The sequence below is a fragment of the Hymenobacter sp. genome (assembly GCF_031398885.1).
Lineage (GTDB): Bacteria > Bacteroidota > Bacteroidia > Cytophagales > Hymenobacteraceae > Hymenobacter.
In genome coordinates, this window is sequence record NZ_JANNOD010000055.1 from 1 (window position 1) to 17,137 (window position 17,137).

General features: G+C 62.1%; 18 protein-coding genes. 10 read left to right on the plus strand and 8 right to left on the minus strand.

The annotated features are described in order from the left end of the window. The first annotated feature begins 101 nt into the window (after positions 1-101). Positions 102-1,247, plus strand: coding sequence for a cysteine desulfurase family protein (locus tag RMO51_RS10720; protein WP_310394513.1), 1,146 nt, complete (start codon positions 102-104; stop codon positions 1,245-1,247). Positions 1,248-1,300: 53 nt separating this feature from the next. On the opposite strand, the gene RMO51_RS10725 is transcribed toward RMO51_RS10720, so the two are convergent. The 3 genes from RMO51_RS10725 to RMO51_RS10735 are packed head-to-tail and all read right to left on the minus strand — an operon-like array spanning position 1,301 to position 3,724. Next, on the minus strand, positions 1,301-2,494 hold the full coding sequence (locus RMO51_RS10725; protein WP_310394515.1) for a hypothetical protein: 1,194 nt from the start codon (positions 2,492-2,494) through the stop codon (positions 1,301-1,303). Positions 2,495-2,497: 3 nt separating this feature from the next. Beyond that, positions 2,498-3,523 (minus strand): DUF2157 domain-containing protein, encoded by a 1,026-nt coding sequence (locus RMO51_RS10730; RefSeq protein ID WP_310394516.1) that lies wholly within the window; start codon positions 3,521-3,523, stop codon positions 2,498-2,500. Positions 3,524-3,562: 39 nt separating this feature from the next. Continuing rightward, the gene (locus RMO51_RS10735; RefSeq protein ID WP_310394518.1) at positions 3,563-3,724 is read right to left on the minus strand and encodes a hypothetical protein; all 162 of its coding nucleotides are present in this window, start codon (positions 3,722-3,724) and stop codon (positions 3,563-3,565) included. 570 nt (positions 3,725-4,294) lie between these two features. Between RMO51_RS10735 and RMO51_RS10740 the strand changes: the two genes are divergently transcribed. The 3 genes from RMO51_RS10740 (at position 4,295) to RMO51_RS10750 (ending at position 6,285) form a co-directional block, all read left to right on the plus strand. After that, positions 4,295-4,963, plus strand: coding sequence for a hypothetical protein (locus RMO51_RS10740; protein WP_310394519.1), 669 nt, complete (start codon positions 4,295-4,297; stop codon positions 4,961-4,963). A gap of 92 nt (positions 4,964-5,055) precedes the next feature. Continuing rightward, positions 5,056-5,502 carry a PRC-barrel domain-containing protein gene (locus RMO51_RS10745; protein WP_310394521.1) on the plus strand — a complete coding sequence of 149 codons (447 nt, stop codon included), beginning with the start codon at positions 5,056-5,058 and terminating at the stop codon, positions 5,500-5,502. A gap of 45 nt (positions 5,503-5,547) precedes the next feature. Next, complete coding sequence (locus RMO51_RS10750; RefSeq protein ID WP_310394522.1) at positions 5,548-6,285, plus strand: hypothetical protein; 738 nt, start codon at positions 5,548-5,550, stop codon at positions 6,283-6,285. Here RMO51_RS10750 and hemH read toward each other — a convergent pair. Beyond that, on the minus strand, positions 6,282-7,361 hold the full coding sequence (gene hemH, locus RMO51_RS10755) for a ferrochelatase (RefSeq protein WP_310394523.1): 1,080 nt from the start codon (positions 7,359-7,361) through the stop codon (positions 6,282-6,284). The genes RMO51_RS10750 and hemH overlap by 4 nt on opposite strands. 334 nt (positions 7,362-7,695) lie before the next feature. On the opposite strand from hemH, the gene era reads away from it, so the two are divergent. The 3 genes from era to RMO51_RS10770 all read left to right on the plus strand — a co-directional run bounded on the left by era (position 7,696) and on the right by RMO51_RS10770 (position 10,496). Then, positions 7,696-8,592 (plus strand): GTPase Era, encoded by an 897-nt coding sequence (gene era / locus RMO51_RS10760; RefSeq protein ID WP_310394525.1) that lies wholly within the window; start codon positions 7,696-7,698, stop codon positions 8,590-8,592. Positions 8,593-8,768: 176 nt separating this feature from the next. After that, positions 8,769-10,097: a ribosome biogenesis GTPase Der gene (der, locus tag RMO51_RS10765; protein ID WP_310394527.1), complete on the plus strand. Its 1,329-nt coding sequence runs from the start codon at positions 8,769-8,771 to the stop codon at positions 10,095-10,097. A gap of 96 nt (positions 10,098-10,193) precedes the next feature. Next, positions 10,194-10,496 carry a hypothetical protein gene (locus RMO51_RS10770; RefSeq protein WP_310394529.1) on the plus strand — a complete coding sequence of 101 codons (303 nt, stop codon included), beginning with the start codon at positions 10,194-10,196 and terminating at the stop codon, positions 10,494-10,496. An 87-nt stretch (positions 10,497-10,583) separates the two neighbouring features. Here RMO51_RS10770 and RMO51_RS10775 read toward each other — a convergent pair whose 3' ends face one another. The 4 genes from RMO51_RS10775 to RMO51_RS10790 all read right to left on the minus strand — a co-directional run bounded on the left by RMO51_RS10775 (position 10,584) and on the right by RMO51_RS10790 (position 13,574). Beyond that, positions 10,584-11,168 carry a hypothetical protein gene (locus RMO51_RS10775; RefSeq protein WP_310394530.1) on the minus strand — a complete coding sequence of 195 codons (585 nt, stop codon included), beginning with the start codon at positions 11,166-11,168 and terminating at the stop codon, positions 10,584-10,586. 104 nt (positions 11,169-11,272) lie between these two features. Next, the gene (locus tag RMO51_RS10780; protein WP_310394531.1) at positions 11,273-12,070 is read right to left on the minus strand and encodes an N-acetylmuramic acid 6-phosphate etherase; all 798 of its coding nucleotides are present in this window, start codon (positions 12,068-12,070) and stop codon (positions 11,273-11,275) included. Positions 12,071-12,079: 9 nt separating this feature from the next. Then, positions 12,080-12,343, minus strand: coding sequence for a cytochrome b5 domain-containing protein (locus tag RMO51_RS10785; RefSeq protein ID WP_310394533.1), 264 nt, complete (start codon positions 12,341-12,343; stop codon positions 12,080-12,082). A gap of 73 nt (positions 12,344-12,416) precedes the next feature. Beyond that, on the minus strand, positions 12,417-13,574 hold the full coding sequence (locus RMO51_RS10790) for a formimidoylglutamase (protein ID WP_310394534.1): 1,158 nt from the start codon (positions 13,572-13,574) through the stop codon (positions 12,417-12,419). Positions 13,575-13,770: 196 nt separating this feature from the next. Between RMO51_RS10790 and RMO51_RS10795 the strand changes: the two genes are divergently transcribed. The 3 genes from RMO51_RS10795 (at position 13,771) to RMO51_RS10805 (ending at position 17,060) form a co-directional block, all read left to right on the plus strand. Continuing rightward, positions 13,771-15,549, plus strand: a complete 1,779-nt coding sequence (locus tag RMO51_RS10795; RefSeq protein ID WP_310394536.1) for a long-chain fatty acid--CoA ligase — start codon at positions 13,771-13,773, stop codon at positions 15,547-15,549. A 117-nt stretch (positions 15,550-15,666) separates the two neighbouring features. Then, complete coding sequence (locus RMO51_RS10800) at positions 15,667-16,461, plus strand: carboxypeptidase-like regulatory domain-containing protein (RefSeq protein ID WP_310394538.1); 795 nt, start codon at positions 15,667-15,669, stop codon at positions 16,459-16,461. A 119-nt stretch (positions 16,462-16,580) separates the two neighbouring features. Continuing rightward, positions 16,581-17,060, plus strand: coding sequence for a MarR family transcriptional regulator (locus tag RMO51_RS10805; protein ID WP_310394540.1), 480 nt, complete (start codon positions 16,581-16,583; stop codon positions 17,058-17,060). The last annotated feature ends 77 nt before the right edge of the window (positions 17,061-17,137 follow it).

Sequence of the window (17,137 nt, forward strand, 5' to 3'; positions counted from 1 at the left end):
GCATAGTATTTTGTTGTCAGTTGCACGTTGTCTGTTGCCAGGCCGTTGCGTGGGCGGCAACTGGCCTGGCAACTGACAACGAGCAACTGACAACTAAGAAAATGCACGCTTACTTCGACAACGCCGCCACCACGCCCCTCGACCCGGAGGTACTGGAAGCCATGCTGCCCTTTCTGAGCCAGCACTACGGCAACCCGAGCAGCCTGCACGGGCCGGGCCGGCAGGTGCGGGCTGCCATCGAAAACGCCCGCAAGACGGTGGCGCACCTGCTCAACGCCGCGCCGGCCGAAATCTCCTTCACCAGCGGCGGCACGGAGGCCAACAACTACGCCGCGTTTGGGAGCATTCGCACCTTGGGCCTGCGGCACGCCATCACCTCGCGGCTGGAGCACCACGCGGTGCTGCACCCGCTGCAGGTCATGGCCAAGGCCGGTGAAATTGAGCTGCACTACCTGCGGCACGACGCCCAAGGGACCTTCGACCTGGCCCACCTGGCGGAGCTGCTGGCGGCGCAGCCCCGCACCTTCGTGAGCCTGATGCACGCCAACAACGAAATCGGAAACCTGAACGACATCGAGGCCATTGGGAGAATTTGTGCCCGGCACGACGCCGTGTTTCACTCCGACACGGTGCAGACCATGGGCCACTACCGGCACGACGTGCAGCGGCTGCAAAACCATTTTTTGGTGGGGGCGGCCCACAAATTTCACGGGCCCAAGGGCGTGGGTTTCCTCTACACCCGCAGCGGCGTGCAGGTGAGCCCGCTCATTCACGGTGGCGCGCAGGAGCGCAACGTGCGCTCCGGTACCGAAAATGTGTACGGCATTGTGGGGCTGGCCAAGGCCCTGGAAATAGCCGTTCGGGACCTGGCCGCGCACCAAACGCACGTGCAGGGGCTCAAAAACCGGTTTATTGACCGGCTGCGGGCCACAGTTGAGGACGTGCAGTTCAACGGCTGTTCGGCCGTGGCCGACCAGAGCCTGTACACGGTGCTGAGCGTGAGCCTGCCCCCGTCGGCCATCAGCGAAATGCTACTCTTCAACCTCGACATCAGCAAAGTGGCGGCCTCGGGTGGCTCGGCCTGCACCAGCGGGGCGCAGGCGGGCTCGCACGTGCTGGAAGCCCTGGGCGCCGACCCCGACCGGGCCACGGTGCGCTTCTCGATGAGCAAGATGAACACCGCCGCCGAAGTGGACTATGCCGTGGAGGCTCTGGCCAAGCTGTACCGGCCGGTGACGGTGGCGTAAAATTGCTGGTCGCTCGTTACTAGTTTTTTATTTCAACCAGCAACCAGCAATTTTTAGAATTTCCCGGTGGCGCCGCCTCCGCCGGATTCTCCGCCGCCGAACTCGAAGCCGCTGGCGGGGGCGCCGGGGGCGTGGGCGGTTTGGGCCTGGACCAGGTTTTCGAGGTCGAAAAAGCGGGGCTCGTCGTCGGGCAAGGACGTGAGGCCGAAGCGGGCCGGGCGCAGCCGCCGGAGCAGTACCCCGGCCGCCAGCATGAGCAGGGCTCCGGCGGCTACGGCCGCTACTTCGGGCGGCAGCAGGGCGCGGTAGTACCGCAGCGTAAACAGCGAAAACGCCAGCGCCAGCAGGCCCACCAGCAGCGTGGGGCGGTCGGCCCGGCGCAGCCCCAGCCCGATGTATAAAAGCGGAATGCCCGCGGTGAAGGCGTAAAACAGCGGTGCAAACGGCACCTGCTCAGAAACCAGTAAGTCGTGCAGCGCCGCGTTGCCCTCGCGCACCGCCAGGTAGTTGCCGCCGAGGTACAGCACCACCAGCGCCAGCACTTTCAGCGTGAGGAGGCACAGCGCGTAGTAATCGGCTAGCCAGGTGCCCGCCAGGCGGCGAAGCAGGGTGCGGTGCAGGGCCAGCGTGCCACCCGCCGCAGCCATTATTAGGAACGGGAGCAGCGCTTGCCCGACGGCCGTCTGTAAACCAGCGATGGCAACGATTAGCAGCGCGGTGAGAAAGGCGGCGGCGGTTACCAGTGCGTCGGCGTAGCGCCGCGCCGCCGCAAACAGCAGCGCAAGTGTGAGTAGCAAGGTCGGCACCAGCTGCGGGCTGCCGAGGGTGTAGCGGGCCAGGCTCACCGGCCAGATATATTCGGAAGAAACATAAAAAATCAACCCTGTCGCCGTGCCCAGGCCCGCGTACAGCAGCGCGTTGTCGGCCCCGGCGTGGTAAAAGCGCCGCTCCCGAATCAATAGCTCCAGCACTCCGAAGCAGGCCGCACAGGAAATCAGGCCCGCCGCAATAGGTGACTCACCCACAATTAAAAACGACAACCCACCGGTCATCAGCAGTCCGAGCCAAGCGAACAGAAACAGCGCCACGCGCACCGGCCAGACCGGTCGGTAGTAGTCCGGCGGATACGCGGCTTCAACGCTGGCTAATTGCGCGGAACTCAGTTGCTGCTGTCGTTGCCAGCGCGCGGCCCGGGTTCGCAAGGCCAGGCGAAACGCCCATTCTGGAGGGTAAGCTTGCGGTATCAAAATTTAGGAGATGGGAGTGGTGGCCTGGGGCGCGTCGTCCGACCCGTGGAGAATCTTTTTCAGGTTGACGAAGAACAGTACCACGCACAAAGCCGAAAGCGGAAATAACACCGTCGACACCGTCAGAATCAAGGCATCGGGCAGCACGATAATCAACTGAACCAAGACGTAGCAGACCGCGAAGTAGGCGTAGCCCGCGGCTAGTACCAAAAACCAGTACGAGAGCGTACGCCGCGCGTACCAGAACAGGCCCGCGCACAAGGCCAGCATCAATAGCGTACTGCTGATGCCCACAGCCGGCTGTTGGTTGAAAGTTGAGCGCACCAGCGACGTGGCCAACGCCGCCAGGGCCAGGTTGCTGCCCAGCAGCAAATACGTAAACGCAAAATGCGCCTTGCGGCCGCGGTGTTCCGAATAAAACCCGGCGGCCATGAGCACCAGGCCCAGCCCCAGGGCGGCCCCGCGGATGCTCTCGTTCCAGAAGTCATTGGCCGACAGCACCGACAGCGGGGCCACCGTGAGGCCCACCCACGAGGCCAGCGCCGTGAGGCCCATGGCCAACACGCCGCGGTGGTCGAAGCCGTAGGCCAGCGGCACAAACACCAGCGCCGGCACGGCCGTGGCCAAGCCGTAGCGGGTGCCAAACACGCCGTACTGGTACTGCGCGTAGCCTTCCAGCACCACAAACAGCAGGCAGCCGAGCAGCAGCAGGTAGTCGGCCCCGACCGAGGTTTTGGGGGCCTCGCCCCAGGTGAACGGTGCCCGGTGCCGCGCCGCGTAGCCGAAGCACGCCGCCATGAGCACGGCAATGGCCCCGATGATGACTTCGTGCCCAATGCTGTCAATACGCTGGTACACCAGCACCCCCAGCCCGCCGGCCAGCAGCGTGATGCCCAGGTACAGCAGCGCCCGCAGCTCGTAGTGCAGCGAAAACGGCCGGGCCCGGTCGGCCGCGGCAATGGCGGCCGCTTGGGCGGGCGGCAGCAGGCCCCGGGCTTGCAAATCGGCGAGGTAGTGGTCGGGGGGCATGGGCTGGGTTGGGTGGAATATTGTTGCGCCTTGAAGTGGTTAAACCAAGGGCTTGCGGCGGTGCAAGAACGCCTGTTTTACCCCAAAAATAACCAGGCCCGCCACCACCACAAAGCCGCTGTTGGCCAGCAGCCGTTCGAGCCCGTTCCAGCCCGGCGCGGCGCCGATAAGGGCCGCCGCTGGTATCAGGGCCAGGGCCACGAGGGAGCCAGCACGCCGTGACGATGAGGATGCCAGCCGCGGCACCAGAAAGATGGGCGCAGCTGCGCGTTCCCCACGCAGCGTTAAAAGCCGCCCCAAGGTGGGCGCCGCCGAACAGGAGTGAAGAACGCACCGGCTAATAGATGAGCAGCGGCTACGGGCGCCCGCTCTCAAAAGCTGTTTGAATTAACTTATTACAGCGGTTTCATGAACCACGTACCTGGCGCGGACGGACCAACTTCACGAGACGGCTTCGCTCCGGGCAGCGGGGCGGGCCCCGGCCCGCTTGAAGCGCGAAGCCCGCGGAGACGAGAGCCGGACGACAAGTGCACTGGTTGTAAAATTGCTCCGAGCTGGATGAATAGAGGCGTCGCTACCCTAATTTGGCTAATGCAAACAGTTCCTCAGCCACGGCTGACAGTGGGGCGCGGCTGCCGTCCTTGGACAAGACTACCAACGACAGCGGACGGCGGGAGAATCATGGCGAGCAGCGGCTTCGCGCCGGGGTATTGGCCGGGAGTAGCTACTTTTCGGTGGGCTTCGTAAGGCGAAGCACCAACTTACCGCTTTATGGCTGACATCAATATTCAACGCAAAAAGACGGCCCCCAGTCCTTGGATTCTGGTGGTGCTGGCGGCCGTAGCACTGGCGGCGGCGGCGTATTTTTTCCTGCGGCCCGCGCCCGCCGACGCGCCCGCCCCGCCCGACACCACCGGCCTGGAAGCCGCGCCCGCCGACACCGTGGCCCCCGGCAGCGCCGCCGAGCAGGCCCGCGCCACCCCGCCCCCGGCCGAGGCGGCCGCCGACCCGGCCCCGCCCGAAGCCGCCGAAGACTACAGCCCCGCCACCCTGGCCACGCAGGCCGCCAGCGACCCCGCCGCTCCGGGCTACGCCGTGAACGGCCTGCAAAAGCTGACCGGTATTCTGGTGGCGCTCACGGACCGCGACGACCTGCGCGACCCCACCATTATGGAGCAGCGCGACAACCTGACCAGCGCCACCAACCGCCTCGGCGAGCCCAACGCCAGCTTGCGGGCCGGCTTCGTGGCCGCCGCCGGCCTCATCCGGGCCATGCAACAGAAGGCGTATCCGGCGCTGGAAGACGCGGCGGCCGACCTCACGCGCCTGGCGGGCCAACTCTCGGGCCGCAATGCCACCGCAGCGGAGCAGCAGCAAAACCAGCAGTTCCTGACCCAGGCCGCCGCCGCCGTGCGCGTCCTAAGCGAACCTGCGCAGTAAATGCAGTTGTTCGTTGTTAGCTTGAACCAAGCAATGCTCTCTTTGCAATGCTCAACGGACAACCAACAACCAACAACCAACAACAATCCCCTATGGAAACCCCCGTGCTGCGCCGCCTGCGCGACCTTACTGATTTTGAAGTGGCCGACGGCCACCTTGACGTGCGCGGCTGGGCCGTGCGCGGAGGCGACGGCCAAAGCCTGGGCACCGTGCACGAGCTGATAGTTGAGTTGGAGGCCCTGAAGGTGCGCTACCTCGACGTGGAGCTGGACGCGGGCTTCCGCCTCGACGACGCTGGGAGCCACATCCTGTTGCCCATCGGCGCAGCTTCGCTCGATGCGGAAGACGACAACGTGTTTGTGCCCGCGCTCAACGCCGAGTCGATGCGGGTCTACCCGCTCTATACCGAAATTCAGATTACCCGGGCCTACGAAGTGGCCATGCTGCGGGCGCTGGGCGTGGTGCCTGATACAGAAGCCGGCCGGTTTTACGAGGGGGAGTCGTACGACGCGGGCGCCTTCTACCGGGGCCGGTACTAATGCCGGGCCGTGCAACGTTTTAGCGTTCAGGTCGCTCTTCTCCTCATGATAAAAACTCTACTGCTCACTTTCGTGGTTGCGTTGCTGGTTGGGTGCGCCCCCACGCTGGTGCCCCACATTGCGTACCTGCCGGTGATTCGGGAGAAAGGCCAGGCCGAGGCCCGCGTTTCCACCGGTTTCAACGGTAGCGAGCTGCAAGTGGGCTACCAGGTCACGGACAAGCTGGTGGTGCATTCGGCGCTGCTCACCCACGGGCGTTCGAGGGCGAATAATAAATTTCGTTCAGCCGACTTGGGGCTGGGCTACTACTATAATTCACCCAACGGGTTCTGGCGGCTGGGGGGGCACGTGGGCGCGGCCTACGGGGGCGGCAACTCGGGCGACGGCCAGTGCTTCGAATGTGTGGACCCCGTTCCAACTTCGACATACAGCGTGCGCTACACTTACGCTTACGCGCAGCCCACCGTGCTGTATCTGGACGGCGTTCAGACCTGGGGATTCGGTTTACGAGTGAGCCAGGCGTACTACCACCGGTTCACCGAGCGGCGCGCCGAGGCCCTGGGCGGGCCGGCGAACCTGACCGACTATGCGGGCCGTCGGTCGGCCTTTATTCAGCCTACTTTTCAATATGGCCACCGGGTGTCGCGTTGGCTAACGCTCTCCGGTACCTTCGGGGCGCAGCGGTTTTTGGGCAGCCCCGCCCGAATCGACGACATGAGACAATTCATCGGGCAGGTGGGCATACACTTCGTGGTCAGCAAGCGCACCGCCCCCCAGCCCTAGTGGCGCCGTATCATGGCCGTTACGGCATCGACCCACTGCGGCTCGGAGTTCAGCGAGGGTACCAGTTGCCAGTGCTCGCCGCCGGCTTCCTCGAATAGCTCCTTGAATTCGTCGCCCACTTCGATGGTCGTTTCCAGGCAGTCGGCGGTGAAGGCGGGGCTGAAGGCCAGCACGTTTTTGATGCCCTTGGCCGGGAAGTCGACCAGCGCGATGTCGGTGTAGGGTTTCAGCCACGGGTCGCGGCCCAGCCGGCTCTGGAACGACACCGTGTACTGCTCGGGCGTGAGGCCCAGGCCCGCCGCCACCAGGCGCGAGGTTTCGAAGCACTGGGCGCGGTAGCAGTAGCGGTTCGCGTCGGTGAGCGAGTCGCAGCAGCTCCCGAATTTGCAGTAGCTGGTGGGGTCGCCCTTCTTGATGTGCCGCTCCGGGATGCCGTGGTAGCTGAACACGATGTGGTCGTAGTGGTGCCGGTCGAGCTCCCGCTGGCCCAGGGCCACGATGGTGGCGATGAAGGCCGGGTCGGAGCCAAAGGCACTGATGAAGTTGATGCTGGGCACTATCCACCAGTCCTTCACGATGTCCATCACCTTTTCCTGCACCGAGCCCGTGCTGGCCGAGGCGTACTGCGGAAACAGCGGCAGCACGATGATGCGCTCCACGGCCGCCGCGCGCAGCTCTTCCAGCGCCTTGGCGATGCTGGGGTTCTGGTAGCGCATGCCGAAGGCCACCACGTACCCGGGCCCCAGTTGAGCCTGCACCTTTTCCTGCAAGTCGAGCCCGTGAAAGAGCAGCGGCGAGCCGCGCTCGGTCCAGAGCTGCTTGTAGATTTTGGCCGACTTGGGCGCCCGCAGCGGCACCACGATGCCCTGAAACAAGGGGTAGCGCACGGCGGCCGGAATGTCAATCACGCGGCCGTCGGTCAGGAATTCGTTGAGGTAGCGGCGCACGTCGTTGGTGCCGGGCGAGTCGGGCGTGCCCAGGTTGACGAGCAGCACCCCGATGCGGCGGCTGGGCGGGGCGGCGGCAGCGTGGACGGGTGCCTCGGCGGCGACGGCATCAAGGACGGGGGAATTCATGGCGCAAAGGTCCGAAAGGGTTGGATAATCTGAGTGGGGCCGCGGGCCTGGGCAACCGCCTGGGACCAGGCAAGTCAGCGCGAGCAGTAAAAAAAGCTGATGGCTGGCCGTAGTGAAATTACCAAACCGCGTGGCCCAGCCCTGGGTTTGCTCAGCAGGGGAATGCGAAAACAAATTAGCCGGAACAGAGCGCCAGTACGCATCAGGTCGCCATTGCAAGCAGAGGGCGTGAGGCTAGAACCCGCCCGTTTCCCGTGGTCTACTTGGGGAGCGGCGTAGCTTTTGCCCCCGGAAAGCCGTACCTTTGCGGCCCTGATTATCAAACACCTCCCTCGTGAACCCCGAACCCAACCCCCACCGCGCCGGCTTCGTGAGCATCATCGGCAAGCCCAACGTGGGCAAGTCCACGCTCATGAACGCGCTGGTGGGCGAGCGGCTCAGCATTGTCACCAGCAAGGCCCAAACCACCCGGCACCGCATCCTGGGCATCCTCAACGGCGCCGATTTCCAGCTCATTTATTCCGACACGCCCGGCATCATCCAGCCCAAGTACGAGCTGCACAACGCCATGATGAGCTTTGTGTATTCGTCGCTCGAAGACGCCGACGTGGTGCTCTTCGTGACGGACATCTACGAAAAGCACGACGAGGAGCCCGTGGTGGAGCGCCTGCGCAAGATGGTGGACACGCCCATTATCCTGCTGGTGAACAAAATCGACCAGGCCGACCAGGCCGAGGTGGAAGCCAAGCTGGCCTACTGGCGCGAGCAGCTGCCCAACGCCGCCGAAGTCCTGCCCATCTCCGCCCTCAACGCCTTCGGCACCGACAGCGTGCTGGCCCTGGTGCTGGAGCGCCTGCCCATTCACCCCGAGTACTACCCCAAAGACGAGCTAACCGATAAGCCTGAGCGGTTTTTCGCCGCCGAGATGGTGCGCGAGAAAATCTTCAAGCTATACAAAAAGGAAATCCCCTACAGCTGCGAGGTCGTCATCGAGGAATTTAAGGAGGAGGAAACCATCATCCGCATCCGCGGCATCATTTACGTGGAGCGCAGCAGCCAGAAGGGCATCGTCATCGGGCAGGGCGGCGAGGCGCTGAAGAAAGTGGGCACCTGGGCCCGCGAGGAAATGGAGAAGTTCTTCCAGAAAAAGGTGTTCCTGGAGCTGCACGTGAAAGTGAACGAGAACTGGCGCACCGACCCCAAAGCCCTGAGCCGCTTCGGCTACCAGTAGGGCGCAGCTTTCGCTGCGCCTACCATCCGCGTCATTGTCGTTCTGCTGCCCAACGATTGACGCAGCAAAGGCTGCGTTTTACTCAGCACAAGGCTGCTACATTCCGACCATCCATCAACTAACACACCCCGGGCACTGCCGAATCTAGGTCGGGTCGGCGGCTGGGGCCACCTCATATGTCAAGTCAAAACACCATCGCCATCGTGGGGCGGCCCAACGTGGGCAAATCCACGCTCTTCAACCGCCTCGTGGGCCAGCGCAAGGCCATCATGGACAACGAGAGCGGCGTGACCCGCGACCGCCACTACGGCTACGGCGACTGGATTGGGAAGAACTTCACCGTCATCGACACCGGCGGCTACGTGCATAATTCGGAAGACATTTTCGAGGGCGAAATCAACAAGCAGGTCAAGCTGGCCATCGAAGAGGCCGACGTGGTGCTCTTCATGGTGGACGCCGAAGCCGGCGTGCACGGCTTGGACGAGGAGTTTGCGCACGTGCTGCGGCGCTACCTGGGCAAAAAGCCCATCTACCTGGTGGCCAACAAGGCCGACACCAACCTGCGCGCCAACGGCGTGGGCGAGTTCTACTCGCTGGGCTTGGGCGACGCCGAAATCTTCGCCATCAGCAGCGCCAACGGGCACGGCACCGGCGAGCTACTCGACGCCGTGGTGAGCCATTTCGACGACCCCGGCGTGGAAGAGCCCGAGTCCGAAATCCCGCGCATTGCCGTGGTGGGCCGCCCCAACGTGGGCAAGTCCAGCCTGGTGAACCTGCTGCTGGGCGAAGACCGCAGCATCGTGACCGACATTGCCGGCACCACCCGCGACTCGATTTCGGCGCGCTACAACGCCTTCGGCAACGAGTTTATCCTGGTCGACACGGCCGGGCTGCGGCGCAAGGCCAAGGTGAGCGAGGACATTGAGTTCTACGCCAACATGCGCAGCCTGCGCGCCCTGGAGGAGTGCGACGTATGCATCGTGATGCTCGACGCCAGCCGTGGCATCGAGGCCCAGGACGTGAACATCATCACCCTGGCCGACAAGAACCGCAAGGGCATCGTGATTCTGGTGAACAAGTGGGACCTGGTGGCGGACAAGCAGACCAACACGGCCAAGGAGTTCGAGGCCAAAATCCTGGAGAAGCTGGCGCCCATTGCCTATATCCCGGTCATTTTCATCTCGGTGCTCAACAAGCAGCGGGTGCACAAGGCCATCGAGACGGCCATTGAAGTGTACCACAACAAGCGCCGCAAAATTCCGACTTCGCAGCTCAACGACGTGATGCTGAAGGAGATTGAGAAATACGGCCCGCCGGCGCTCAAGGGTAAGATGATACGCATCAAGTACGCTACCCAGCTGCCCACCCACAACCCCGTGTTTGCCTTCTTCTGCAACCTGCCGCAGTACGTGCAGGAGAACTACACGCGCTACCTGGAAAACCGGATGCGCGAGCATTTCGACTTTACGGGTGTGCCCATCGGCATCGTGTTCCGCAAGAAGTAGGGCTTGGCGGCGGCCCTCGGTTTAATTAATTCGAATCGGGCGGGTTACCTTCTTCAAACTCGGGTATAAAGCCCCGAATTTGAGTATTCATCCCGGATGAAAATTCAAAGGTTGACCGAATTTCACCCCACCTTAACCAACTTCAAGATGAAAAAAGTATTGTTCCTCGCCCTGGCCGCCGCTTCGTTTTCGTTCACCTCCTGCGAAAGCAAGAAAGAGGAGAACATGGAGAAAGCCGCCGACGGCGTAGAGGCTTCCGGCGAAGCCAAAGCCGATGCCATGGAGAACCAGGCTGATGCCGTGCGTGACTCGGCCGATGCTACGGCGGATAAGATGGCTGAAAGTGCCGACAAAATGGCGCCTGCTACCGAAACCCCCGCTGCAGAAGTTAAGAAGTAATTCTTGCCGCTTGGCGTAATGAAAAAAGCCGCTCCGGTATTGGGGCGGCTTTTTTGCGTGTAATTTTTTGTGTTTAAATGGCCCAGCCTACGGCGTGGTTTCGGGCGGGCCCAACCGGCGGTTCAGCAGCCCGTCCACGATTTCGAAGAGGCGGCGGGGCTCGTAGGTGCGCCAGGGCAGCTCGTCGAGCTGGCCGCCGAAGTTCACGTAGTTGTCAACGTTGTACTGCTTCATCTCGCGCTGCACGTGCTCCTGGAAATTCACGCCCGCAATCCAGCCGTCTTCCGCGTCCTCGTACCACTCCTCGTAGTAGTCATCGTCGGAGCCGTGAAAGTTGAACACGTTTTCGCCCACCAGAATAAACTTGCGCACGCCCTCGTGTACCAGCACGTCCACGACATTGCGCTTGAGGTGCATGATGTCGTTCTCGATGGCGTCGTTCCACTCGCCGATGAATTCGAGCACGGCGATGCCGTCGTCGTAGTCCACGAACAGGATTTTCAGGAACAGCGTTTCCGACCCCAGGCTGTCCCACTGCGGGTGGATGTAGTAGCCGTAAATGGTGTTGGTGTAGGCTTCCAGGCTGTTCTCGGCCTCGAATAGCGGCGAGCGGGGGTCTTCGGAAGCCGAGTACTGGTCAATCCAGTTGTAGTGGGGCTCGATGGTGTGCATAAGGGTAGTGCTCGCGCTTTGGCCGGGGCTCGTTTAAAAACGACATTTCATTCGAATCGTTCGCCAAAAACAATAAGCCCGTGAGGCAGAGGCGCAACTTTGCGCTATGCCCGCGCCGCCAGGGCCGCGCGCACGCTGCCGTGCTGCTTCAGCAAATCAGCCGCTTCGGCTTGGCCAATGCCGAGCTCGTCCATCAGCATTCGCTCGCCGCGCGCCACCAGCTTCACATTCGAGAGCTTCATGTCCACCATCTTGTTGCCCTGCACGTAGCCCAGGCGGACAAAGGTGGCCGTGGTGAGCATGTTGAGCACCATTTTTTGAGCCGAGCCGGCCTTGAGGCGGGTGCTGCCGGTGAGGAACTCCGGCCCGGTCACGACTTCCACCGGGAATTCCGCCGCTGCGGCCACCGCCGAGCCGGCGTTGCACACCACGCAGCCCGTGGCCACGCCCGCGGCCCGGGCCGCCCGCAGGCCGCCCACCACGTAGGGCGTGCGGCCCGAGGCGGCGATGCCCACCAGTACGTCGCCCGCGCCGATGCGGTGCGTCTGCAAATCAAGCCAGGCCTGCTTGGCATCGTCTTCGGCGCCTTCCACCGCTACCCGAATGGCGCCGTCGCCGCCCGCCATGATGCCCACCACCAGCTCGGCCGGCACGCCAAACGTGGGCGGGCACTCCGAGGCGTCCACCACGCCCAGCCGCCCGCTGGTGCCGGCCCCGATGTAGAACAGCCGCCCGCCGGCCCGTAGCCGCGCCACGGTGGCCTCCACCAGCCGCTCCAGTTGCGGCAGGGCCCGGGCCACGGTGTCGGGCACGGTGTGGTCAAGCCGATTCATGCCGGCCAGGATGGCGGCCGTGGGCAGGGTTTCGAGGTGGTTGTACTCGGAAGGGGATTCGGTGGTCATGCGGCGAAATTAGGTCAGCAGGCCTACGACGGGGAAATTATCAAACACGTGCGCCGTGTGCGGGGCGTCTTGGTCCAGCTCGGCGGTCAGGTCCTGGCCGGCCCAGTGCTCGTAGTGGTTGCCGCGCCGCCAGAGGCGCGAGCGGCTCACGTCATAAATCCGGCCTTGGTACGCCACCCAGATTTCGTCGCGGTCCTGGCCGTTGCGCAGGGCCAACTGGTTTCTGGTGTACGTTTTAGCTGTCAGTTGCTCGTTGTCCGTTGTCAGGCTCATGCGTACTCCTAATTGGTCTAACTGGTGAAAAGCAAAGTCCGACAACGGACAACGAGCAACGGACAACTAAAACCTACCCCAGTAGCGCCTGCAGCCGAATCCAGCGCTGGGGCAGGTCGCCCTGCGAGGCGTTCAGGTAGTCCTCGTAGGTGCAGGGCACCACGCGCTTCACGGCGTTGTCGCCCAGGCGCTCCACCTCCATCCACCACTTGTCGGCGCGGCGCGATTTGTAAAACACCAGCTTGTCGGGGTTGCCGGGTAGTACCACCGTGTAGGTGAGGAAGCGGAAGGTGCCAAAGCCGGTTTCGGGCCGGCGGTGGTAGAAGCCTTCCACGAAGTACCAGAGCATGGTGGCCAGCGTGGCGGCGGCCAGGCCGTTGGGGTCGATGTCGGCCCGGTAGCCGTAGAGGCCGAAGGAGCTGAGCTGCTCGTTGTGGCCGGCGTACCAGCACAGCTGGGCAGCGTCTTCGTTGCTGAGACCGAAGGGGTTGGCCGGGTAGTAGCCCGGCGCGTCCTGCCAGCGCAGGGCCGCAATGTCGACGCTCATGAAATCGGCCTGGCGCACCAGCGGCTCGGCCTGGCGGCGGTCGGCCCGGACTTCGCCCACGCTCATGGTTTCGAAGTGCAGCTTTTCGAGGGCCACCAGCACCTCGGGCGGCGTGAGGTACTGCTGGTGCCCGAGGTGGGCCAGGCTGAACACAAAGTTGGGCTCGTGCACCAGCTGGCGGCGCAAGTGGCTTTCCTCGGGCGCGGTGCTGGGGCCAGGCTCGGCCATGTCGGCCCGGGAGTCCACCACGGCAAAGCTGATGGGACGGTCCTGCGTTTCGTAGGCCAGAAACTGGCCGTAGTCGAGGTCGTGGCTGCCGCCGAGCAGCACGGGCACCGTGTTTTCCTCCAGCAGGGCCCCGATGATTTCGCGCAGGCGCTGGTAAGTATCCTCCAGCGTGAGGCCGGGGCGCAGGTTGCCCAGGTCCACGACCCGCACGTTGCCGGTGCCTTTTTGCAACTGGTAGAAGCGTTGGCGCACCTCGTTGGCCCCGTGCCGCCGGGCGGAGGGAGGGCCCGCGGCGCTGCCCCGCCACTCGTCCAGCCCGATAAGGGCCAGGTCGGCGGCGCGCCAGTCGGGGAAGGTTTCGGTGAAGCGGGTAGCGTAGGCCGCCAGCGTGGTAGGCGCGGGCAGGGCTTCGGTCAGCGTTTCCGGCAGCGGGTCAAAAAACAGGGCCAGGTTCATCGGGGGCGGAAAGGCAAGTGCCCAAAATTACGCAGAAAAAGGCCGCATTTGCGGGTTTTTGGCGGTTTCGGTGGCTTATTCGGTTTTTGCCGCTTGCCGCCCCTTGCCGCCGAGCGCGGCGGGGTGTAGCACAGCCCAAAAAAAAGCTCTTTATTTAAGGTGAATTTCACCCGTTTCGCTTTATCCAGCCCCACCCATGGACGTTCGCCGCTCCTTCGATGTGCTTTCCCACCAGCTTGCCAATTCGCCCAAAGCCGATGCTTTCGCCGCCAAGCTCAATGGCCAGTGGGTGCCCACCAGCTCCCAGCAAATGCAGGACCAGGCTAACCTCGTCAGCCTGGGCCTCGTGGCGCTGGGCCTGCAACGCGGCGACAAAGTGGCCATCATCAGCATGAACCGCCCGGAGTGGATGCTGGCCGACTTCGGCATTGCCCAAATCGGGGCCGTGAGCGTGCCCATGTACCCGAGTATCACCGTCGAAGACTACAAATACATCTTCACCGACGCGGGCGTGCGGGCCGTGTTCGTGTCCGACGAAAAGCTGTACGACAAGGTGCAGGAAGCCACCGCGGGCCTGGCTATTCCCGCTCAGAACATCTTCACGTTTGATAAAATTGGTGGGGCCCGCCACTTCGACGAGCTGCTGGCCCTGGGCCGGCAAGGCAACCCCGCCGACTTGGCGCCCCTCAAAGCCGCCGTGCAGCCCGACGACCTGCTCACGCTCATCTACACCAGCGGCACCACCGGCAGCCCCAAGGGCGTGATGCTCACCCACGACAACATCCTGAGCAACTGCCGCAACTCCCAGCGCTTCGTGCCCGTGAGCCGGAACGACAAGGCCCTAAGCTTTCTGCCGCTCTGCCACATTTTCGAGCGCATGGTGACGTACCTCTACATGTTCAACGGCGTGAGCATCTACTACGCCGAGAGCATGGAAGTCATCGCTGACAACCTGCGCGAAGTCAAGCCCCAGATTTTCACCACCGTGCCCCGCCTGCTGGAAAAGGTCTACGATAAAATCGTGGCCAAGGGTCACGAGCAGGAAGGCGTGAAGAAAAGCCTCTTCTTCTGGGCCCTGGATTTGGGCCTGAAGTACGACACCCAGAAAGACCAGGGCTTTTTGTACAACACCCAGTTGGCCCTGGCCAACAAAATCATTTTCAACAAGTGGCGCGATGCGCTGGGCGGCAACCTGCGCTGCATCGTGAGCGGCGGCGGGGCCCTGCAGCCGCGCCTGGCCCGGGTGTTCTGGGCGGCTGGCATCCGGGTGATGGAAGGCTACGGCCTGACGGAAACCTCGCCTGTAATCGCCGTGGGCGGCTACGAGCCGGAAAACAACATGATTGGCACCGTGGGCCCCATCATCGACAACGTGCAAGTGCAGATTGCCGCCGACGGCGAAATCCTCACCAAGTCGGCCTCCGTGATGAAGGGCTACTACAACAAGCCCGAGCTCACGGCCCAGGAATTCGACGCCGAAGGCTGGTTCCACACCGGCGACATCGGCGAGCTGGTGAACGGCAAGTTCCTCAAAATCACCGACCGCAAGAAGGAGATGTTCAAGACCTCGGGCGGCAAGTACATTGCCCCGCAGGTCATCGAAGGCAAGCTGAAGGAGGACCCGCTCATTGAGCAGGCCATGGTGGTGGGCGCCGACCAGAAGTTTCCCTCGGCCCTCGTCATTCCGTCCTTCGCCGACCTCAAGGGCTGGTGCAAGCGCAACGGCGTGGACGACTGTTCCAACGAAGAACTCATCAAAAACGAGAAGATTGTGGAGCTGTACGAGGGCCTGGTGAAGAAGTACAACCAGAGCTTCGCGCAGTGGGAGCAGGTGAAGCGCATCGTGCTGCTGCCCGAGCTCTGGACCGTGGAAAGCGGCGAAATGACACCCACTATGAAAGTGAAGCGCAAGGCCATCACGGAAAAAAACAAGGCCGCGATTGAAGGCATGTACCTGCACGCCGAGAAGCGGTAGGAGCCCACGTGGAGAATCAGTAGATGGAAGTAATGCAAAAAAAGTCCACCGGTATTGGTTGGGCACCTTTTGAAGTTAAGTTTGCTCCGCGTCATTCATCCTATTCACAAGTTCTACATGCAGTACTTTTCCAAAGTCGCTTGCGTTGCTCTTTGCGCAGTTCTACTCCTGAACGGTTGCACAGGTAAGGACGGTGACCCGGGCCCGGCTGGTCCAGCCGGTCCTTCGGGGCAGAACCTCACCGGTAACATCACCGGGTTTGTCAATTCTGTTGACGAAAACGGCAGTCCGTTAGCTAAGGCAGGTGTTCTTGTTGCAGTTGATGGCGTAACTCCGGCTATCACCGCAACGTCTGACGCCGACGGACGGTTTACGTTATCAAACTTGCGTTCAGGTACGTACAACCTCACTTTTACCCGTCAGGGATACAGCACATTTCGGCGTTTTGGAGTAGGACATGTGGGGGGAGACCAGCCTACTTTTTTAGGTACTGTTACGATTTCGCAGCCTTCAACGCAGGCTATTCCCATATTTTCAGCCGGCACTCCTAGCTCAGCTAATCCTTCATCTGTCCCATTTACCCTAGGTTTTACCAGTCAGTCACCTACCACGAACTACCGTTATGTGCTGTTCGCAAGCGCTTCTCCCAATCCTACGGCGGCAAGTGGAGCATTGCTTCAAAATGGTAACATTACCATTAACGGCAGCCCTTCTACTACCATTCAGCTCACGCTGCTAGTAAACCGTGCGCAATTCATTAATGCGGGCTTCGCGCCGGGCACCACTGTTTACGTCATTGCTTATGGCTCCACCACCTTCACAGCCTTCTATGTAGATGCTGCTACTGGTCGGACAGTATTTCCAACTCTGAACCCTCAGGGTTCGTCAGTTACTACTCTGATAGTGCCCTAATCGAAGCTGTTAGCCCCCAAACAAAAAGAGAGGCCACTTGAATTGGCCTCTCTTTTTGTTAGATATAGTATGCAAGCCGAACAAATTATTCGTAAGTTTACCGCACTTACTGGCCGCTTATGAAACCCGAAGAAACCGTCGATTACAACATTAAAGTGGCCTGGCACGCCATTTCCAGGATGTACAACACCCAGGCGACGCAGAACGATATTACGACCAGCATCGGGTTCGTATTGCTCAACATCGACCAGGAGCGGGGCACGCCGGCCACCAAAATCGCGCCGCTGCTGGGCCTCGAAACCCGCAGCCTCACCCGCATCCTGCGGAGCATGGAAGAAAAGGGCCTGATTTACAAACAGGCCGACTCGGTGGACAAACGCTCGGTCCGCATCTTCCTGACGCCGCTGGGGCTGGAGAAAAAAGAGATTTCGCGCCAGACCGTGCGGCACTTCAACCTGAAAATGCGGGAGAAAATCCCCCAAAGTCAGCTCGACGTTTTCTTTAAAGTCGCCGCTCAGATTACGGGCATGATAGAAGGCAAAACCCTGTTCGAGGAGTTTGTGCTGAAGCCGTTGCGGCAGGAGTCGCCGGCTTCTTAAGTTCCAAAAAGGGCATCATGCTCATCTGGCGTCCCCGGAAAAGGAACACCCCACGCGCAGCCAGAGAAGAATGGAAT

Excerpts from the sequence above, each read along its gene's own strand:
- RMO51_RS10720 (WP_310394513.1), top strand. The coding sequence starts at position 102 with ATGCACGCTTACTTCGACAACGCCGCCACCACGCCCCTCGACCCGGAG.
- RMO51_RS10730 (WP_310394516.1), bottom strand. The coding sequence starts at position 3,523 with ATGCCCCCCGACCACTACCTCGCCGATTTGCAAGCCCGGGGCCTGCTG.
- RMO51_RS10740 (WP_310394519.1), top strand. The coding sequence starts at position 4,295 with ATGGCTGACATCAATATTCAACGCAAAAAGACGGCCCCCAGTCCTTGG.
- RMO51_RS10745 (WP_310394521.1), top strand. The coding sequence starts at position 5,056 with ATGGAAACCCCCGTGCTGCGCCGCCTGCGCGACCTTACTGATTTTGAA.
- RMO51_RS10750 (WP_310394522.1), top strand. The coding sequence starts at position 5,548 with ATGATAAAAACTCTACTGCTCACTTTCGTGGTTGCGTTGCTGGTTGGG.
- hemH (WP_310394523.1), bottom strand. The coding sequence starts at position 7,361 with ATGAATTCCCCCGTCCTTGATGCCGTCGCCGCCGAGGCACCCGTCCAC.
- der (WP_310394527.1), top strand. The coding sequence starts at position 8,769 with ATGTCAAGTCAAAACACCATCGCCATCGTGGGGCGGCCCAACGTGGGC.
- RMO51_RS10770 (WP_310394529.1), top strand. The coding sequence starts at position 10,194 with ATGAAAATTCAAAGGTTGACCGAATTTCACCCCACCTTAACCAACTTC.
- RMO51_RS10775 (WP_310394530.1), bottom strand. The coding sequence starts at position 11,168 with ATGCACACCATCGAGCCCCACTACAACTGGATTGACCAGTACTCGGCT.
- RMO51_RS10780 (WP_310394531.1), bottom strand. The coding sequence starts at position 12,070 with ATGACCACCGAATCCCCTTCCGAGTACAACCACCTCGAAACCCTGCCC.
- RMO51_RS10785 (WP_310394533.1), bottom strand. The coding sequence starts at position 12,343 with ATGAGCCTGACAACGGACAACGAGCAACTGACAGCTAAAACGTACACC.
- RMO51_RS10790 (WP_310394534.1), bottom strand. The coding sequence starts at position 13,574 with ATGAACCTGGCCCTGTTTTTTGACCCGCTGCCGGAAACGCTGACCGAA.
- RMO51_RS10795 (WP_310394536.1), top strand. The coding sequence starts at position 13,771 with ATGGACGTTCGCCGCTCCTTCGATGTGCTTTCCCACCAGCTTGCCAAT.
- RMO51_RS10800 (WP_310394538.1), top strand. The coding sequence starts at position 15,667 with ATGCAGTACTTTTCCAAAGTCGCTTGCGTTGCTCTTTGCGCAGTTCTA.
- RMO51_RS10805 (WP_310394540.1), top strand. The coding sequence starts at position 16,581 with ATGAAACCCGAAGAAACCGTCGATTACAACATTAAAGTGGCCTGGCAC.